We start from the raw sequence: 16080 nt of genomic DNA on the forward strand, positions 1-16080 counted from the left end.
CCAGAGGCAATCCACTTTTGCGTGCCGCGCACGCTTGTTACGTTATTGTTGCATACTTTGGCGAAAAAGAGGGCATGCCAAAAGGGGCATCTTACGATCCCCTCCAGGCAAACCACAAATGGCGTGGCGGCTTTAATTCATCCAGCGATCGTTTTTCTTGCGGCGCGGCACCATGTGCGGCAGCAGCAGACCGAGCAGCAGACCGACGCCGAGCACGCCGCCGCCATACATAAACCACTGCATGATGATGGTGCGCTGTTTGTCATCCAGCTGAACGTTAGCGGCGCTGACCTTCTTCTGCGCGACAATCAGCTCGTTGCGCAGCTTCTGATTCTCTTCTTTCAGGCCGTTGATGGTGCCGTCGCTGTTGGCCACCTTGTTCTGCATCTCTGACGTACGCTGATTCCAGCTGTTATCAATGTTCGCCAGTTTGTCGGTCAGCTCTTTGACCTGCTGCTCCAGCTGCGGCACGCGGGTGCGCAGGCTGGGGGAGGCGCTGAGCTGCGACAGCGGGATCCAGTTAGTTTTGCCTTCTGCATCGCGGATTTGCGCGTACTGCGAGTCATTATTGGTTTGCAGCAGCGTGACTTCCTCCCCGGCATTCAGCTTGCCAACCAGGCGATACTGATCGCCAGGGCCGCTGCGTACCCAGGTGGATAATTCGTCGGAGATGTAACGTTTTTCATCGGCCGCGTGGGCCGGTGCGATGGCGCTGAAAGCCAGCAAAGAGAGGGCGGCAAGTGAGATTTTTTTCATTCGATATCGTTTTTTCATGATGGGCGTAAATTTACCGGCACAGTCTGGAGTCGCTTCGCATAAATCTGAATGAGAACTATCCTGGTCTCAATGCGGTGCGAAAAGGGTCGTAAAAGCACAAGAAAGCAGAGACAGCAGGCTTGCGGTGCATTACTCTTCGCCAGATTAAACTCGTAAGTGCCAGCAGCGTATTGAATAAAAAATTATGACCATCGAAATCGAATTAAAGTTCATTGCCACCCCGCAAGCCGCCGAAAAACTGGCGCAGACGCTTGCCGCCTGGCCACATCAGCACCACGCCGCGCGTGAGCTGACCAACATCTATTACGAAACCGATGACAACCAGCTGCGCCGCTGGGATATGGGCCTGCGGATTCGCGGCGTGGATCAGCGCTATGAAATGACGCTGAAAACCGCCGGCAAAACGCTGGGCGGCCTGCATCAGCGTCCGGAATACAACGTCGACCTCAGCGAGCCGCAGCTGGACATTGCCCGCCTGCCGGCAGAGATCTGGCCGCAGGGGACCGATGTCGCCGCGCTGCAGCCGCGTTTGCAGCCGCTGTTCAGTACCCATTTCCAGCGTGAAACCTGGCTGGTGAGCGTTGGCGACAGCGAAATTGAAGTAGCGTTCGATTGCGGCAGCGTTGCCGCAGGGGAGCTGAGCGAGCCGCTGTATGAAGTGGAGCTGGAGCTTAAGCGTGGAGCGCGCAGCGATATGCTGACCTTCGCCAGTGCGCTGATCGCCACGGGCGGCCTGCGCCTCGGCAGCCTGAGCAAAGCGGCACGCGGTTATCAGCTGGCGCAGGGCAACGCGCCGCGACCGCTGCGCGCGCTGCCGCTGCAGAAAATTGCCGCCAAAGCCACGGTGGAGCAGGGCATGGTTCACGCCATGAGCGCGGCGCTCGGCCACTGGCAGTACCATGAAGAAGTCTGGCTGCGCGGTAATGAAGACGCCCGGGCACGGGTAATTGAAGCGCTGGAAACGCTGCGTCAGGCGTTTTCCCTGTTTGGCACACTGGTGCCGCGCAAGGCCAACAGCGAACTGCGTCAGAAGCTGACCCGGCTGGAAGAGCTGCTGGCGGACAGCGAGGCCAGCGCAGAAACCGTCTGCTTCTCACCGACCTCAGTTGAAGCCCAGTTAGCACTTACTCACTGGCTGGTGGAGTCGCAGTGGCAGCCGTGGCTGGACGAGAAGAACAAAAGTAAGCTGCAGGGCTCTTTTAAACGCTTCAGCGACATCATGCTGGGGCGCATCGGCGCGGATCTGCGTGAAACCTTCGTCGACGTGCAGCTGTTTAATGAATTTCAGGACAAAGCCACGCGCCTGAACCGCCAGCTGCTGGCGGTGCACCTGCTGGCGGGGGCGTATCCGGCTGAAGAAGTCAGCCAGTGGCTGGCGGGCTGGCAGGAGTTGCAGCACGCCATTCGTGAAAAACAGGAGCGCGGTCTGATTCAGCTGGTCAATCTGGCGATCCGTCAACCGCCGTTCTGGCTGAATAACGGTGCGAAACGCTAAGGCTACGGCACCATCAATCATCAGGGAGGGAAGATGTCGTTACCGTTACCGACGCTGATGCAGGCGCAGCTCGCCAGCGTGGCAGAACGTCTGGGCCTGCCGCTGACGGCGATCACGCCGCAGCAGGCTGGCGCACTGACCTTTAGTGACTTTATCGTAGACAACCTGCAGCAGCATCCGGCGTGGTGGCAACAGCTGCAGCAGCAACCGCCGCAGCCCGAAGAGTGGCAGCACTATGCGGCCTGGCTGGCAGCGGCGCTGCAGCCGGTGGATAACGAAGCCTCCCTGATGCGCGAACTGCGCCTGTTCCGCCGTCATATGCTGGTGCGCATCGCGTGGATGCAGGCGCTGGAGCAGGCCAGCACCGGGCAGAGCCTGACGCAGCTCAGCACGCTGGCGGAAGTGCTGATTACCGCCGCGCGCGACTGGGTGTGGCAGGATTGCTGCCGCGATTTCGGCACGCCGTGCAACGCCGCCGGTGAAGCGCAGCCGATGCTGATTCTGGGTATGGGCAAGCTGGGCGGCGGTGAACTCAACTTCTCTTCCGATATTGACCTGATCTTTGCCTGGCCGGAAAACGGCGTCACCCACGGCGGCCGGCGCGAGCTCGACAACGCCCAGTTCTTCACCCGCATGGGGCAGCGCCTGATCAAGGTGCTGGATCAACCTACCGTCGATGGCTTTGTTTATCGCGTGGATATGCGCCTGCGCCCGTTCGGCGACAGCGGTCCACTGGTGCTGAGCTTTGCCGCGCTGGAGGATTACTACCAGGAGCAGGGCCGTGACTGGGAGCGCTACGCGATGGTGAAAGCGCGCCTGATGGGCGACGACGGCGGCCACTGGAGCCAGGAGCTGCAGCAGATGCTGCGCCCGTTCGTCTATCGCCGCTACATCGATTTCAGCGTGATCCAGTCGCTGCGTAACATGAAAGGCATGATTGCCCGCGAAGTACGGCGGCGCGGCCTGAAGGACAACATCAAACTCGGCGCTGGCGGCATTCGCGAAACCGAATTCATCGTCCAGGTGTTTCAGCTGATTCGAGGTGGACGTGAGCGCTCACTTCAGCTGCGCTCGCTGCTGCCGACGCTGCAGGCCATCGGTGAGCTGGCGCTGTTAACACCGGAGCAGGTTGATCATCTGCGCGCCGCCTACCTGTTTTTACGCCGGCTGGAGAATCTGCTGCAGAGCATCAACGATGAGCAGACGCAGACGCTGCCGGAAAATCCCCTCGACCGCCAGCGCCTGGCCTGGGCGATGGGCATGGCGGACTGGGCGACGCTGCTGGCACAGCTGGAGCAGCACATGGCCGGCGTGCGCCACATTTTCGACGAGCTGATAGGCGATGATGCGCCGGATGTCGACGATCAGCCGCAGCTGGCGGAGTTCGCCAGCCTGTGGCAGGACGCGCTGGAAGAGAGCGATTTGCTGCCGGTGGTACCGCAGCTGCAGGCGGAACAGCGCCATGCGCTGTATCGGGCGCTGAATGATTTCCGTCAGGATGTCAGTCGCCGCACCATCGGTCCGCGCGGCCGGCTGGCGCTCGATCAATTAATGCCGCGCCTGCTAAGCGAAGTGTGCGCACGTGACGACGCCGATGTGGTGCTGGCACGCCTGACGCCGCTGCTGCTTGGCGTATTAACGCGCAGCACCTATCTCGAGTTGCTGACCGAGTATCACGGCGCGCTGCGCCACCTGATTCGCCTGTGTGGCGCTTCGCCGATGATTGCCAGCCAGCTGGCGCGCTATCCGCTGCTGCTGGATGAACTGCTCGATCCGGCCACGCTGTATCAGCCCACCGCCACCGACGCTTATCGTGACGAACTGCGCCAGTATCTGCTGCGCATTCCCACCGATGATGAAGAGCAGCAGCTGGAAGCGCTGCGCCAGTTCAAGCAGGCACAGCATCTGCGTATCGCCGCCGCCGACATCGCCGGAACCCTGCCGGTGATGAAAGTGAGCGATCACTTAACCTGGCTGGCGGAAGCCATCATTGAATCGGTGGTGCAGCAGGCGTGGCAGATGATGGTGCAGCGCTATGGCCGCCCTTCGCACCTCACCAGCGACAGCGAGCGCGGCTTTGCCGTGGTCGGCTACGGCAAACTGGGCGGCTGGGAACTGGGTTACAGTTCGGATCTCGATCTGGTGTTTCTGCATGACTGTCCGGACGATGCCGAAACCGACGGTGAACGCGTTATCGACGGGCGCCAGTTTTACCTGCGTCTCGCTCAGCGCGTCATGCATCTGTTCAGCACCCGCACCTCGTCCGGCATTTTGTATGAGGTGGACGCGCGCCTGCGCCCTTCTGGCGCGGCCGGCATGCTGGTCAGCACCTTTGCTGCCTTTGACGACTATCAGCGCCATGAAGCCTGGACGTGGGAACATCAGGCGCTGGTGCGCGCGCGCATCGTGTTTGGCGAACCGGCGCTGTGTGAGCGCTTCGATGCGATCCGGCGCGGTATTCTCTGCCTGCCGCGTGAAGGCGCGAAGCTGCAAACTGAAGTGCGGGAGATGCGTGAGAAAATGCGCGCGCACCTCAGTAACAAGCACAAAGGTCGCTGGGAGATTAAAACCGATGAGGGCGGTATCACTGATATTGAATTCATCGCGCAGTATCTGGTCTTAGGTTACGCCGCCAGCCAGCCGGCGCTGACGCGCTGGTCGGATAACGTGCGCATTTTCGAACTGATGGCGCGCCACGGCATCATGGCTGATGAGGAAGCGCAGGCGCTGACGCACGCTTACGTCACGCTGCGCGATGCGCTGCACCATCTGGCGCTGCAGGAACTGCCGGGTCATGTCGATCCGGCATCGTTCGCTGACGAACGCGCCGTGGTGCACGCCAGCTGGCAGCGCTGGCTGGCCGCGAGCGATGCGGATGACACGGAGCAGTGAGCCTGGCGGCTTCTATGCTATTATCCGCGCATTATTTTGACTGAACGTTGAAGTCTGGAGTCTCTGCATGAAAGTAACACTGCCCGCGTTTGGCAAGGCCGCTGTGCTGGTTGTCGGCGATGTGATGTTAGACCGCTACTGGTACGGCCCGACCAGCCGGATCTCACCGGAAGCCCCGGTGCCGGTGGTTAAAGTGGATACCATTGAAGAGCGTCCGGGCGGCGCGGCCAACGTGGCGATGAATATCGCTGCACTCGGTGCGGACTCGCGCCTTATCGGTCTGACCGGTGCAGATGACGCTGCGCGCGTGCTGCGCGAAACGCTGGCGCAGGTGAAGGTTGAGTGCGATTTCGTCGCCCTCGATAGCCATCCGACCATCACCAAACTGCGCGTGCTGTCGCGTAACCAGCAGCTGATTCGCCTCGACTTTGAAGAGGGCTTTGAGCAGGTCGATCCGCAGCCGATTCACGATCGCCTGCGTCAGTCGCTGGCACAGGCGGGCGCGCTGGTGCTGTCTGACTATGCCAAAGGCGCGCTGAGCAGCGTGCAGACTATGATTCAGCTGGCGCGTGCGGCGCAGGTGCCGGTACTGATCGACCCGAAAGGTACCGATTTTGAACGCTATCGCGGCGCGACGCTGCTGACGCCCAATCTGTCCGAGTTCGAAGCGGTGGTGGGCAAGTGCAAAAGCGAAGAGGAGATTGTCAGCCGTGGTATGCAGCTGATCGCCGATTACGATCTCTCCGCGCTGCTGGTGACGCGTTCGGAAAACGGAATGACCCTGCTGCAGCCGGGCAAAGCGCCGCTGCATCTGCCCACTCAGGCGCAGGAAGTGTATGACGTGACCGGTGCCGGCGATACGGTGATCGGCGTGCTGGCCGCAGTGCTGGCTGCCGGTGAAAGTCTGGAAGATGCCTGCTTCCTCGCCAATGCTGCGGCTGGCGTGGTGGTCGGCAAGCTCGGGACTTCAACCGTCAGTACCGTGGAGCTGGAGAATGCGATCCACGCGCGGCCGGACAGCGGCTTTGGCGTGATGACCGAAGCCGAGCTGAAAGTGGCGGTGGCGCAGGCGCGCCAGCGCGGTGAGAAAGTCGTGATGACCAACGGCGTGTTCGACATTTTGCATGCCGGCCATGTCTCTTATCTGGCCAACGCGCGCAAACTGGGCGATCGCCTGATCGTGGCGGTCAACAGCGATGCTTCCACCAAACGTCTTAAGGGCGAAACCCGCCCGGTAAACCCGCAGGAAAACCGCATGATCGTGCTGGGTGCGCTGGAAGCCGTAGACTGGGTGGTGCTGTTTGAAGAGGATACGCCACAGCGGCTGATTGCCGAAGTGCTGCCGGATCTGCTGGTGAAAGGCGGTGATTATAAGCCGGAAGATATCGCGGGCAGCAAAGAGGTGTGGGCCAACGGCGGTGACGTGCGCGTGCTCAACTTTGAAGACGGTATTTCCACCACCAACATCATCAAAACCATTCGCAATCAGTAAACACGTAGCCGGCGGGAGCGAACTCCCGCCGCGTAAACCTTACTGAGGCGTATCGATTTTGCCTGCCGGATCTGGCGTGATCACCGCCGGAGCCGGGGCCGCCGGACTTTCACTCTCCAGCTTCGCCAGACGCTGCTCCAGCGCCGCCAGTTTTTCACGCGTGCGCAGCAAAACCTGGGTCTGCACGTCAAACTCTTCACGATTAACCAGATCCATGCGGGTTAACTGCGCCTGCAATACCTGACGAATTTTCTTTTCCACATCGTCGCCAAAGTCGCGAATACCTTTTGGCATCGCTTCGTGCACCTGGCGCGCCAGTTGTTCAATTTTTTTCGTGTCGATCATGGTTGTTTCCTGGTTACGGTGGCTGATAACAGCGCGTGTTCCGACTCATCAAGCATTAAGTGTAATGCCAGAAACGAAAAGGTTAAACCCGAAATCCGCAACGCATGAAGTGCAAAAGCATTTGCACTTTTGTTGATTGCCCGACCAGGTGATTGGCGCTATAGTAATTTCGCTTATTCTCAGGGCGGGGCGAAATTCCCCACCGGCGGTAAATCAGCTTTGGCTGAAAGCCCGCGAGCGCTTTCGCTGTACAGTGAAAGGTCAGCAGATCCGGTGTAATTCCGGGGCCGACGGTTAAAGTCCGGATGGGAGAGGGTAACGACATCAGCCGGGCTGCGCCCGCGTCACGTTATTGCCATGTGTTTTCTACGCACTCCTAAGCTCGCCCTGGTTCTGGTAACTCATATTTTATTAATAAGGTTTTTTTACCATGAATCAGACGCTTCTTTCTGAATTTGGCACGCCGGAACAGCGTGTAGAACGCGCCATTGATGCGCTGCGCAACGGGCGCGGCGTGATGGTGCTGGACGATGAAAATCGCGAAAACGAAGGCGATATGATCTTCGCCGCCGAAACCATGACCGTTGAACAGATGGCGCTGAGCATTCGTCACGGCAGCGGCATTGTCTGCCTGTGCATTAACGAAGCGCGCCGTCAGCAGCTGGATCTGCCGATGATGGTAGAGAACAACACCAGCTCTTACGGCACCGGTTTTACCGTGACCATTGAAGCGGCCAGCGGCGTGACGACCGGCGTATCGGCCTCCGACCGTATTACCACCATCCGCGCGGCGATTGCCGATGATGCTAAACCGTCCGATCTGAATCGTCCCGGCCACGTATTCCCGCTACGCGCGCGCGACGGCGGCGTGCTGGCGCGCGGCGGCCACACCGAAGCGACGCTCGATCTGGTGACGCTGGCGGGCTTCAAACCTGCGGGTGTGCTGTGCGAATTGACCAATGATGACGGCAGCATGGCGCACGCGCCGGAAGTGATTGCGTTTGCGAAGCAGCACGCCATGCCGGTGGTGACCATTGAAGACCTGGTGGCCTGGCGCCGCCAGCATGAAACCCGTCAGGCCAGCTAAGCCGACGTGAAATAAATAAGGCCGGATGTGATGCATCCGGCCTTTTTTTATGATTAACGGCTGGCGTAAAAAACGTGATTACCTATCACCACGGTACGCTGGAAGGCGTGGCGCCACGCCGGTCTGGCGCTGTGTGCATGAAAGAAGGTCGCGCCCTTTGTCACATCCGCCAGCTTACCCTCGACAATCCGCTGGGCCAGGCGCTGCGCGCGCTGCCAGCTTTTGTCATGCTGCGGCGGATGGCGATGGGGATGTTTGTGCAGAGACGTCCAGGAGAACTGTTTGGGTGCGTACACCACCGGACAGATCTCTTTGACGTCCCAGTTAGCCCGGTTCATGGTGACAGTGCCGACGGCAATCTGTCCCTTTACCGGTTCGCCGCGCGCTTCATGATAGATATTCATCGCCAGGCATAAAATGGCTCCCTGAATTAACATAACACTCCACTGCTTTCTAAGAGTCGCGTGGAGTGTAATGAGCCCGCCGTCGGGTGTTAACAAGACCCGTCTCGACTACGCCTTAACAAGCCTAATCAATTGATAGATAAGGCCTAAGTTGTGGCGAATGAGACGAATCTCGCGTCAGCCTACCCCGCTGGTTTGCAGCAACGTCAGGCTCAGGCCCATCACTGTCATGCCGCACAGCACGCCGTAGCTGGGATTGTTATGCGGATCGATTTCGCGCGCCAGCGGCATCAGTTCATCCACGGACAGCGCCACCATAATGCCCGCCACCGCCGCCATAATCGCCGCAATCATCACCGGTGAGACCGCCGGCCCCAGCAGCAGAAAGGCGATGATGCCACCAAGAATCTCCGCCATGCCGGACAGGCAGGCCCAGAACAGCGCTTTGGCTTTCGAGCCGGTGGCGGCGTATATCGGTCCGGCCACCGCCAGCCCTTCCGGAATATTGTGGATCGCGACGGCCAGTGCGATGCCCAGCCCCAGCTCCATATCGCTGCTGGCGGTGACAAAGGTGGCAATGCCTTCGGGAAAGTTATGCAGGCTGATACCGAGCGTCAGCAGGATCGCGGTACGTTTCAGGTTGGTGGGGCGGCGATTGACCGCCATCAGATCCTGCGGATGCTGGTGCGGCAGCAGGCGATCCATGGCGAAATAACCCAGCAGACCGAGCATGAACATGCCGTAGCCGAGCACCGGCGACATGCCTTCCGCATGCAGCGCGGCGGGCAGCATCTCCATCAGGGAAATCAGCAACATGATGCCGGCGGCAAAGCCGAGCGCAAAGGCCAGTACGCGGTTCGACGGCTTCTGACCGAGCACGCCAAAAATCGCGCCGACGAAGGTGGCACCGCCAGCCAGGATGGTTAGCAGCAAAGGTACTGACATGATGGGCTCCTTAATGATAATGATTACCAGTTACAATATAGTTAACCCCATAAAATATCGAGTTATTTAGCGTAAAGTTATGTCGGCAAAATCTTGTTCAAATTTGCTGATAAACATCATCACGCTTATCAGCGTTTTTCCCCTGGCGAAAGCGCGTATCGTGACAATCATTAACGCGATCCCGACGCCAGAGGATGAATAATGACCCGCATGCCCGCTCTGTTTCTCGGCCATGGCAGCCCGATGAACGTATTAGAAGACAACCGTTATACCCGCGTATGGCAACAGCTGGGCGAAACCCTGCCGCGTCCGCGCGCTATTCTCGCCATCTCGGCGCACTGGTACACGCGCGGCACGGCGGTGACGGCGATGAGCAATCCGCGCACCATCCATGATTTTGGTGGCTTCCCGCAGGCGCTGTTCGACGTGCGCTATCCGGCGCCGGGTTCGCCAGCGCTGGCACAGCGCGTTATCGATCTGCTGGCGCCGGTAGCCGTGCAGGCCGATCAGCAGTGGGGCTTTGATCACGGCTCGTGGGGCGTGCTGGCGAAGATGTATCCACAGGCGGATATTCCGCTGATTCAGCTCAGCATCGATGGCACCCAGCCGGCGGCGTGGCATTTTGCGCTGGGACGTAAACTGGCGGCGCTGCGTGACGAAGGCGTGATGCTGGTGGCCAGCGGCAACGTGGTGCATAACCTGCGCATGATTCGCTGGCAGGGCGCGGAAAGCGCTTATCCGTGGGCGGAGAGCTTCAACCAGTTTGTGCGCGATAATCTGGACTACGAAGGCGAGGCGGTGCAGCATCCGCTGGTGAATTATCAGCAGCATGAAGGCGCGCAGCTGGCTAACCCGACGCCGGAGCACTATCTGCCGCTGCTGTATATTCTCGGCGCGCGAGCTGAAGGTGAGGCGGTGAGCATCCCGGTGGAAGGCATGGAGATGGGTTCGATCAGTATGCTGTCGGTGCAGGTTGGCTGACACCTGTGCCGCCCGCAGACCGGGCGGCACGTGCGTTACTCAATAAAGGTGTGCGGATAGAAACGTGACAGATCCTGGGTGATCAGCGCACGATCTTCGCGCAGACCGATACCGGCAGGCTGATCGTCAATCAGCCAGCTGCCAATCAGCGTGTAGCTGTCGCCAAATTTCGGCAGCGGCCAGAACTGCTGGACGATCATGCCCTCTTCGCCATAGGGGCCGTCGGCGCGCGCGATTTCCTGACCGTTTTCCACGATGGTGATATTGGCACCTTCGCGGGAAAACAGCGGTTTCACCACATATTTTTCCATCTGCGGCGCGCTGGCATCATCGGCAAACCAGGCAGGCAGCAGGTTAGGATGGTTGGGGAACATCTCCCACAGCAGCGGCAGCAGCGCTTTGTTGGAGAGAATGCTTTTCCACGCCGGCTCCAGCCAGCGCACGCCGGCATCGGCCAGCTTGGTCGAGAACATCTCGCGCAGCATGAATTCCCACGGATAGAGCTTGAACAGGTTACTGATCACCTGATCGTGCTGATCGGTAAACTGACCTTTTTCGCCCAGCCCGATCTCATCAATGTAGAGAAATTCACTCGGCAGACCGGCTTCAGTGGCGCAATCCTGCAGATACTGTACCGTGGCGCGATCCTCTTCCGTATCGCGACAGCAGGCAAAGTGCAGCCAGTTAAAACCGTGCTGCTGGTGCAGCGTGGCGAAGCGCTCAATCAACTGCTCTTGCAGGCTGTTGAATTGATCGCTGCCCTGCGGCAGGTTGCCGGCGTTGAGCTGATCCTCCAGCCAGATCCACTGGAAAAACGCCGCTTCGTACAGCGAGGTTGGCGTATCGGCGTTGTTCTCCAGCAGCTTGATCTCGCCTGTGCCATCCCACGCCAGATCGAGGCGTGAATAGAGCGAGGGCTGACGCTGCTGCCAGGATTCGCGCACAAAATCCCAGGTGTGTTTCGGAATGCAGAAACGGGTGAGCAGCGCTTCGCTGTTCACCACTTTTTCTACCGCCTGCAGGCACATCTGGTGCAGTTCCGCGGTGGCCGCTTCCAGCTGTTCAATTTGCGCCAGCGTAAACTGGTAATAAGCGTCTTCGCACCAGTAGGGTTCGCCATACATGGTGTGAAACTGAAAGCCGTACTCGGTCGCCTTTTCGCGCCAGTTCGGACGTTCGCTGATAGCAATACGTTGCATGCGCGGGCTTAGCCTCCCAGCGAGCGGCTGCCGGTGCTGGTGGCACTGCTGCGCTGCATGGTGTTCTGTTTGGCTACCGTCTCACCAAAGCCGCCACGGGTGATGGTGGACGTAGTGGCCGGTTTTGGCGCCAGCGCGGTTTTCGGCACGTTTACCGTCCGGCCGGAGGTGGCCGCACCGTAGTTCTTACCGGAAGCATCAACAAACTGGCCGTTAGCCGGGCTATTAGGGGTTTTTGGCGAGAACAGCGGTTGCTGCGCAAAGCCGGCACCGCCGCCCATCAGACGACCCATCATGTAGCCGGCCATCAGAGGCATCCAGAAGCTGCCGCTCTGCTGCGCTTCAGCGTTGTTCGCCGTGGTACCGACGCCCGCCTGTGCCGGGGTTTGCTGACACTGGTTTTCGCCGAATTCCGCGACGCAATCTTCACGCGTGGCGTATTTTGGCGCGGTGCGCTCAGCCTCTTTCAGCGCGTTGTTGTAAGCGGTGGTGCACTGAGCGCTCTGGCCCGGATTGGCTTTCGCACAATCATCGGCGTTCTGGTACATCGAAACCGTTTCATCGCTCTGTTCGCAGCCTGCCAGCATAAACACGGCGGTGACCGCCAGTGCGACCGGCGTTAAATGGCGTGCCTGCCAGCTTTTACGGAAAGCGGCATGACGAATATTTTTTGTCCGTTTCATTATCTTCATCCTGTGCCCAAAGGTGGGGCTTAGGATAGGTGATGAGTGGTGGAAAATGAAGCGGGAAGCCGGGTGGCAAGGGGATCTTTACGTTGTTATACGTTTGAATGCGAAAGGGGCCGCAAGCGGCCCCTTGAAGGCTTAATTAGCGAAAGGATTGGCGCTGTTACGTGCCGCGGCCGGACGGGCCTGAGCGGCGGCGGACGCGGAGGTCGCTTTCGGGCCGTTATCCACGCGCGCGGCCTGCTGGCTGTTTTCCGGCGCGACCACTTCTGGTGAGGTCGTCACTTCTTTGCCCAGCGTGCTGTTCAGCTGCTGCAGATCCTGCTCGTTCAGCGTGCCCAGCGCATATTTGATGTTCAGCTGGTTAATCAGGTAGCTGTAACGCGCATTCGACAGCTGCTGTTTAGCGTTAAACAGCGTGGTGGTCGCGTCTAACACATCAACGATGGTACGCGTACCCACCTGATAACCGGCTTCCGAAGCATCTAATGAGCTCTGCGCCGAGATTACCGACTGTTTGTAAGCGTCGATGCTGCTGATCGAAGCGTTCACGTTGTTGAACGAAGAACGGACGGTCTGAATCGCGCTACGGTGCGCGCCTTCAAGCTGCTCGCTGGCGGCGACGAAGTTATACTGCGCCTGTTTCACCTGCGAGGTCACTGAACCGCCGCTGTACAGAGGCAGTGAGAAGCTCAGGCCAACCTGGTTGGAGCCGGTGATCGAGTCGGTGGTACCGGCGCTCTGATTAGCGCGGCTGCCGCCGTATTTGCTGTTTGACAGACCGGTAGAGGCGGTCAGATCCAGCGTCGGCATGTGGCCGGACTCGGCGGAGCGAATCTGCTCACGCGCCAGATCCTGGCTCAGACGAGCAGACAGCAGGTTGAGGTTACGGCTCTCAGCCTGTTTCAGCAAATTGGATACCGCTTCCGGACGCGCCGTTTTGAAACGATCGATATTCAGTGACGCCAGCGACAGATAATCCATGCCGGTGATCTGACGCAGCGATTCCACCGCGTTATCCAGGTCGTTACGCGCGGTTACTTCGTTGGCCAGCACGCTATCGTATTGAGCACGGGCGTTCTGCACATCGGTGATGGCCACCAGACCGACGTTAAAACGCTGGGTGGTCTGATCCAGCTCGCGGTAGATCGACTGTTTCTGCGCTTCAGTGTAAGAAAGCGTATCAATGGCCTTCAGCACGTTGAAATAGGCGGTTGCGGTGTTCAGGATCAGATCCTGCTGCGCTACCTGATAAGTAACGTCCTGAATACCGGCCGTTTTTTCCTGCAGCGTCAGCGCACGCCATTTCGACATGTCGAAAATCGTCTGCGTTAATTGCAGCGAGGCGCTGGTCGTGTTGGAATGGAGACCGCTGTTGTCGCGATAGCCGCTGTTATAGGTATAATCTGCACCCAGACCCAGCTGCGGCAGCAACGGGCTACGCGCTTCGTTAATTTTCTCAAAAGCAGCGTCGCGATCGGCGGCTGAAGCACGCAGATCCGGGTTGCTGAGGCGCGCCTGCTGGTAGACCTGCAACAGGTTTTCTGCCTGGCTGGCAAGGCTGAAACCGCCCAGGCTCAGTCCAATAAAAAGTGGGAGCAGTTTTTTCATTTGCATTCCTTGTGTTGCAGCAAATGCACAGAGAGTGTGCTGCAGGTAAGCCAAAAAATAATCGCCGATTCTACAGAGGCGGCGTCAGAGATAAGTTGGCTGAACGTGCCTTCTCCCCCTAATTTACGTAAATAATTCAGAAAGAACCACTCGGACGGAGCACAAGGGTTGGCTTTTCTTCGCTCCATCCCAATCTGCATAAGGAACCAGATGATGGCGGGCGAAAAAAAATCCCCTGTGACTTTCACAAAAAACGATGTAGAAATTATTGCACGCGATACTCGCTACGATGGTTTTTTTTCCATCGTCAGTTACCGCTTCCGCCACCGCCGTTTCAATGGCGACATGAGCGGTGAAGTGGTGCGCGAAGTTTTTGAGCGCGGACACGCTGCCGTGCTGCTACCCTATGATCCCCTGCGCGACGAAGTAGTGCTGATCGAACAGATCCGCATCCCGGCCTATGATTCCAGCGCCACGCCCTGGCTGCTGGAGATGGTGGCCGGCATCATTGAACCGGGTGAAACGCCGGAAGATGTGGTGCGTCGTGAAGCGGTCGAAGAGGCTGGCCTCAAGGTTGGCCGCGTCAAACCGATAGTGAATTACTTAGCCAGCCCCGGCGGAACCTCTGAGCGTTTGTCGGTGCTGGTGGGCGAAGTGGATGCCAGCCAGGCAGAGGGAAATCACGGGCTGGAGGAAGAGAATGAGGATATTCTTGTGCATGTGGTAAGCCGCGAACAGGCTTATCGCTGGGTGGAAGAGGGGATTATTGATAACGCGGCATCTGTCATCGCTCTGCAATGGCTGGCGTTGCACCATGAGAAACTAAGAGAAGAGTGGAAGCCAACATGAAACAGCGCTATACCCCTGATTTCCCCGAAATGATGCGTCTGTGCGAAACCAATTTCGCTCAGCTGCGCCGCCTGCTGCCGCGCAGTGACGAGGCAGGTGCGTCGGTGATGTATCAGGTGAACGGCGCCAGTTATCAGCTGACTATTGAAGAGTCGACGCGCTATACCACGCTGGTGGAGATCCGCCAGGTGGCACCCGCAGTGAGCTACTGGAGCCTGCCGTCCATGTCGGTGCGGCTCTACCATGATGCGATGGTGGCTGAAGTGTGTTCCACTCAGCAGATCTATCGCTTCAAAGCGCGCTATGATTATCCTAATAAAAAATTGCATCAGCGCGATGAAAAACATCAGATTAACCAGTTCCTTGCCGACTGGTTGCGGTACTGCCTGGCGCACGGCGCGATGGCCGTGCCGGTGTGCTGATAGCGATACCCTGAATCCGCACGGGTATATAACGCAACGATAGCGTGGAGAGAAAGGAAACGCTTTGGATAGCCTGCTAACTCTTCCTGCGGCAAATGGGTCCGATATCAGGATTTTACAAATTACGGATACCCATCTTTTCGCGGGAAAACATCAATCGCTGCTTGGAGTGAATACCTGGTCGAGTTTTGATGCGGTGCTGGACGCCATCGCGGCGCAACAGCGCGATTACGATCTGATTATCGCCACTGGCGATCTCGCCCAGGATCACACCGTCGAAGCTTATCAGCATTTTGTTGCGGGCATTGCGCGTCTGCCGAAGCCGTGCGTCTGGCTGCCGGGCAATCACGATTTTCAGCCAGCGATGGTGGATACGCTGGCGCAGGCCGGCATCGCCGCGGACAAGCATGTGCTGCTCGGCGAGCACTGGCAACTGGTGCTGCTGGACAGCCAGGTTTTTGGCGTGCCGCACGGCATGCTGAGCGACTATCAGCTGGAGTGGCTGGACCGCACGCTGCGTCAGTTCCCCGATCGCTACACGCTGGTGCTGCTGCACCATCATCCGCTGGCCTCTGGCTGTACCTGGCTTGACCAGCACAGCCTGCGCAATCCGCATCAGCTGGATGCGGTGCTGCAAAACTTCCCGCTGGCGCGCCACCTGGTGTGCGGCCACATTCATCAGGAGCTGGATCTCGACTGGCACGGCCGCCGCGTACTGGCATCGCCTTCGACCTGCGTCCAGTTTAAACCGCACTGCACCAACTTCACCATTGATACCGTGGCGCCCGGCTGGCGCTGGCTGACGCTGCAGGCGGATGGCACGCTGCACACCGAAGTGAATCGTCTGCAGAGCGATCTATTCCGTCCGGATCTGGATTCCGAGGGCTACTAAACC

General features: G+C 58.9%; 15 protein-coding genes and 1 riboswitch. Of the genes, 8 read left to right on the forward strand and 7 right to left on the reverse strand.

The features are described from left to right. Positions 1–132 precede the first annotated feature (132 nt). Positions 133–756 carry a TIGR04211 family SH3 domain-containing protein gene (locus tag C1Y43_RS11335; protein ID WP_104188252.1) on the reverse strand — a complete coding sequence of 208 codons (624 nt, stop codon included), beginning with the start codon at positions 754–756 and terminating at the stop codon, positions 133–135. Positions 757–961: 205 nt separating this feature from the next. Between C1Y43_RS11335 and C1Y43_RS11340 the strand changes: the two genes are divergently transcribed. From C1Y43_RS11340 to hldE, 3 genes are all read left to right on the forward strand, one after another. After that, a complete protein-coding gene (locus C1Y43_RS11340; RefSeq protein ID WP_104188253.1) occupies positions 962–2272 on the forward strand; it encodes an inorganic triphosphatase in 1311 nt (436 codons plus the stop codon). Between the two features lie 33 nt (positions 2273–2305). Further along, a complete protein-coding gene (glnE, locus tag C1Y43_RS11345) occupies positions 2306–5164 on the forward strand; it encodes a bifunctional [glutamate--ammonia ligase]-adenylyl-L-tyrosine phosphorylase/[glutamate--ammonia-ligase] adenylyltransferase (protein WP_058780507.1) in 2859 nt (952 codons plus the stop codon). Between the two features lie 67 nt (positions 5165–5231). Continuing rightward, entirely contained in the window at positions 5232–6656 is a 1425-nt protein-coding gene (hldE, locus tag C1Y43_RS11350) for a bifunctional D-glycero-beta-D-manno-heptose-7-phosphate kinase/D-glycero-beta-D-manno-heptose 1-phosphate adenylyltransferase HldE (RefSeq protein WP_021509620.1), read from the forward strand. Between the two features lie 39 nt (positions 6657–6695). Here hldE and C1Y43_RS11355 read toward each other — a convergent pair whose 3' ends face one another. Continuing rightward, entirely contained in the window at positions 6696–7001 is a 306-nt protein-coding gene (locus tag C1Y43_RS11355; RefSeq protein ID WP_010618705.1) for an accessory factor UbiK family protein, read from the reverse strand. A 171-nt stretch (positions 7002–7172) separates the two neighbouring features. Further along, positions 7173–7322, forward strand: a riboswitch (FMN riboswitch). A gap of 109 nt (positions 7323–7431) precedes the next feature. Here C1Y43_RS11355 and ribB point away from each other — a divergent pair. After that, positions 7432–8088 carry a 3,4-dihydroxy-2-butanone-4-phosphate synthase gene (gene ribB / locus C1Y43_RS11360; RefSeq protein WP_010618704.1) on the forward strand — a complete coding sequence of 219 codons (657 nt, stop codon included), beginning with the start codon at positions 7432–7434 and terminating at the stop codon, positions 8086–8088. Between the two features lie 53 nt (positions 8089–8141). Here the strand turns inward: ribB and C1Y43_RS11365 are convergent, their stop codons facing one another. Together C1Y43_RS11365 and zupT are read right to left on the reverse strand one after the other, a co-directional pair. After that, entirely contained in the window at positions 8142–8525 is a 384-nt protein-coding gene (locus C1Y43_RS11365; RefSeq protein ID WP_021509619.1) for a cell wall hydrolase, read from the reverse strand. 144 nt (positions 8526–8669) lie between these two features. After that, a complete protein-coding gene (zupT, locus tag C1Y43_RS11370; RefSeq protein ID WP_104188255.1) occupies positions 8670–9437 on the reverse strand; it encodes a zinc transporter ZupT in 768 nt (255 codons plus the stop codon). 210 nt (positions 9438–9647) lie between these two features. On the opposite strand from zupT, the gene ygiD reads away from it, so the two are divergent. After that, positions 9648–10418 (forward strand): 4,5-DOPA dioxygenase extradiol, encoded by a 771-nt coding sequence (gene ygiD / locus C1Y43_RS11375; protein ID WP_369974313.1) that lies wholly within the window; start codon positions 9648–9650, stop codon positions 10416–10418. Between the two features lie 35 nt (positions 10419–10453). Here ygiD and C1Y43_RS11380 read toward each other — a convergent pair whose 3' ends face one another. The 3 genes from C1Y43_RS11380 to tolC all read right to left on the reverse strand — a co-directional run bounded on the left by C1Y43_RS11380 (position 10454) and on the right by tolC (position 13914). Continuing rightward, on the reverse strand, positions 10454–11617 hold the full coding sequence (locus C1Y43_RS11380) for a glutathionylspermidine synthase family protein (RefSeq protein ID WP_021509615.1): 1164 nt from the start codon (positions 11615–11617) through the stop codon (positions 10454–10456). 8 nt (positions 11618–11625) lie between these two features. Next, entirely contained in the window at positions 11626–12300 is a 675-nt protein-coding gene (locus C1Y43_RS11385) for a DUF1190 family protein (protein WP_021509614.1), read from the reverse strand. A 141-nt stretch (positions 12301–12441) separates the two neighbouring features. After that, complete coding sequence (tolC, locus tag C1Y43_RS11390) at positions 12442–13914, reverse strand: outer membrane channel protein TolC (RefSeq protein ID WP_021509613.1); 1473 nt, start codon at positions 13912–13914, stop codon at positions 12442–12444. Between the two features lie 213 nt (positions 13915–14127). On the opposite strand from tolC, the gene nudF reads away from it, so the two are divergent. From nudF to cpdA, 3 genes are all read left to right on the forward strand, one after another. Continuing rightward, positions 14128–14763 carry an ADP-ribose diphosphatase gene (gene nudF, locus C1Y43_RS11400; protein ID WP_021509612.1) on the forward strand — a complete coding sequence of 212 codons (636 nt, stop codon included), beginning with the start codon at positions 14128–14130 and terminating at the stop codon, positions 14761–14763. Continuing rightward, positions 14760–15185: a DUF1249 family protein gene (locus tag C1Y43_RS11405; RefSeq protein WP_021509611.1), complete on the forward strand. Its 426-nt coding sequence runs from the start codon at positions 14760–14762 to the stop codon at positions 15183–15185. The genes nudF and C1Y43_RS11405 overlap by 4 nt, the downstream gene beginning before the upstream one ends. A gap of 64 nt (positions 15186–15249) precedes the next feature. Then, positions 15250–16077 (forward strand): 3',5'-cyclic-AMP phosphodiesterase, encoded by an 828-nt coding sequence (gene cpdA, locus C1Y43_RS11410; protein WP_031280131.1) that lies wholly within the window; start codon positions 15250–15252, stop codon positions 16075–16077. Positions 16078–16080: the final 3 nt, after the last annotated feature.

It is taken from the genome of Pantoea sp. ICBG 828, assembly GCF_002928355.1.
Taxonomy (GTDB): Bacteria; Pseudomonadota; Gammaproteobacteria; order Enterobacterales; family Enterobacteriaceae; genus Pantoea; species Pantoea dispersa.

Coding starts and splice junctions, on each gene's coding strand:
- C1Y43_RS11385 (WP_021509614.1), bottom strand. CDS start 12,300: ATGAAACGGACAAAAAATATTCGTCATGCCGCTTTCCGTAAAAGCTGG.
- tolC (WP_021509613.1), bottom strand. CDS start 13,914: ATGAAAAAACTGCTCCCACTTTTTATTGGACTGAGCCTGGGCGGTTTC.
- nudF (WP_021509612.1), top strand. CDS start 14,128: ATGGCGGGCGAAAAAAAATCCCCTGTGACTTTCACAAAAAACGATGTA.
- C1Y43_RS11335 (WP_104188252.1), bottom strand. CDS start 756: ATGAAAAAAATCTCACTTGCCGCCCTCTCTTTGCTGGCTTTCAGCGCC.
- glnE (WP_058780507.1), top strand. CDS start 2,306: ATGTCGTTACCGTTACCGACGCTGATGCAGGCGCAGCTCGCCAGCGTG.
- C1Y43_RS11340 (WP_104188253.1), top strand. CDS start 962: ATGACCATCGAAATCGAATTAAAGTTCATTGCCACCCCGCAAGCCGCC.
- C1Y43_RS11380 (WP_021509615.1), bottom strand. CDS start 11,617: ATGCAACGTATTGCTATCAGCGAACGTCCGAACTGGCGCGAAAAGGCG.
- C1Y43_RS11365 (WP_021509619.1), bottom strand. CDS start 8,525: ATGTTAATTCAGGGAGCCATTTTATGCCTGGCGATGAATATCTATCAT.
- hldE (WP_021509620.1), top strand. CDS start 5,232: ATGAAAGTAACACTGCCCGCGTTTGGCAAGGCCGCTGTGCTGGTTGTC.
- C1Y43_RS11355 (WP_010618705.1), bottom strand. CDS start 7,001: ATGATCGACACGAAAAAAATTGAACAACTGGCGCGCCAGGTGCACGAA.
- C1Y43_RS11405 (WP_021509611.1), top strand. CDS start 14,760: ATGAAACAGCGCTATACCCCTGATTTCCCCGAAATGATGCGTCTGTGC.
- ribB (WP_010618704.1), top strand. CDS start 7,432: ATGAATCAGACGCTTCTTTCTGAATTTGGCACGCCGGAACAGCGTGTA.
- zupT (WP_104188255.1), bottom strand. CDS start 9,437: ATGTCAGTACCTTTGCTGCTAACCATCCTGGCTGGCGGTGCCACCTTC.
- ygiD (WP_369974313.1), top strand. CDS start 9,648: ATGCCCGCTCTGTTTCTCGGCCATGGCAGCCCGATGAACGTATTAGAA.